This is a genomic window from Kitasatospora sp. DSM 101779 (assembly GCF_025655475.1).
Lineage (GTDB): Bacteria > Actinomycetota > Actinomycetes > Streptomycetales > Streptomycetaceae > Kitasatospora.
The window spans coordinates 4,444,404-4,445,681 of record NZ_JAHTIK010000001.1; the positions used below are offsets into that span (position 1 = coordinate 4,444,404).

The window sequence follows — 1,278 nt, forward strand, 5'->3', positions numbered from 1 at the left end:
GGGACCGGCGGCGCGCCGCCCGGCCGCCGACCGCCGCGGCCCGGCCGTGGCCGCCGTGGTCCCCGGGGTGCGGCGGGAGGTGGAACGGGGTCGTCGGGTCGTCGTTCATACTGGGCTGCTCCCTGGGCCGATTCGCGCCGGTGTTCGTGCCGACGTCCTGGGAGACCACGTCACGGGGTCGCCATAACGGAAAAGAACCGCGGCGGATCACACACCCGGATTCCTGTTATCCGGTGCGCCCGCCCGGGTCTCCGTCCAGTGGGGGCCGTGGCTTGAGGACGAGCGAGGACAGGGCACATGGGCAACGACGGCGCAATGGACACCGCGGTGGTGGAGGCGGCGCAGGCAGGTGACGGGGCGGCCCGGGACCGGCTGGTCGCCGACTGCCTGCCGCTCGTCTACAACATCGTCGGCCGGGCCATGAACGGCCACCCCGATGTCGACGACGTCGTCCAGGAGACCATGATCCGCATGGTCGGGGGCCTGTCCGGCCTGCGCGACACCACCGCCTTCCGCTCCTGGCTGGTCGCCGTCGCCATGAACGAGGTGCGCCGCAGCCGCAACGCCCGGCAGACCGGGCCCGTCCCCGACATCGAGGGCATGGCCCAGGTCGCCGACCCGGCCGGCGACTTCGTCGACCTCACCGTGCTGCGCCTCGGCCTCTCCGGCCAGCGCCGCGAGGTCACCGAGGCGACCCGCTGGCTGGACGACCGGGACCGGGACCTGCTCTCGCTCTGGTGGCTGGAGGCCGCGGGCCGGCTCACCCGCACCGAACTGGCCGAGGCACTGGAACTCTCCCCGCAGCACACCGCCGTCCGGGTGCAGCGGATGAAGGAACAGCTGGAGGTCGGCCGCACCGTCGTCCGGGCGCTCTCCGCCGAGCCGGGGTGCCCCTCCCTCGGCGAACTGACCGCCGCCTGGGACGGCCGCCCGAGCGCGCTCTGGCGCAAGCGAATAGCCCGCCACCTGCGGACCTGCCGCATGTGCGAGAGCGCAGGCCGCGGCCTCGTCCCCGCCGAGGGACTGCTCGCCGGCCTCGTCCTGGTGGTGCCGATGCACGGCTTCTCGCTCGGCCCGGAGTTCTTCGCGGCCAAACTCGCGGCCCTGTCCGGCCCGGGCACGGCGGTCTCCTCCGCGCTGTCCCACGCGGGTTCCGCCGGCTCGGCGGCCGTGCCGACGGCGCCGTCCGGGGTCGGCGGCCGGGTGCTCGACCTGGTCGGGCCGCGGGGGACGCGGAGCCTGCGGCGGGCCGCCCGGCGCCGGTCCCGCCGCGCCCTC

At 75.4% G+C, this 1,278-nt stretch carries 1 protein-coding gene; it reads left to right on the forward strand.

Features of this window, described 5'->3' with window-relative positions:
• Positions 1–297: 297 nt before the first annotated feature.
• On the forward strand, positions 298–1,278 hold a 981-nt coding region (locus tag KSNIM_RS20265; protein ID WP_263104616.1), incomplete at its 3' end, for an RNA polymerase sigma factor.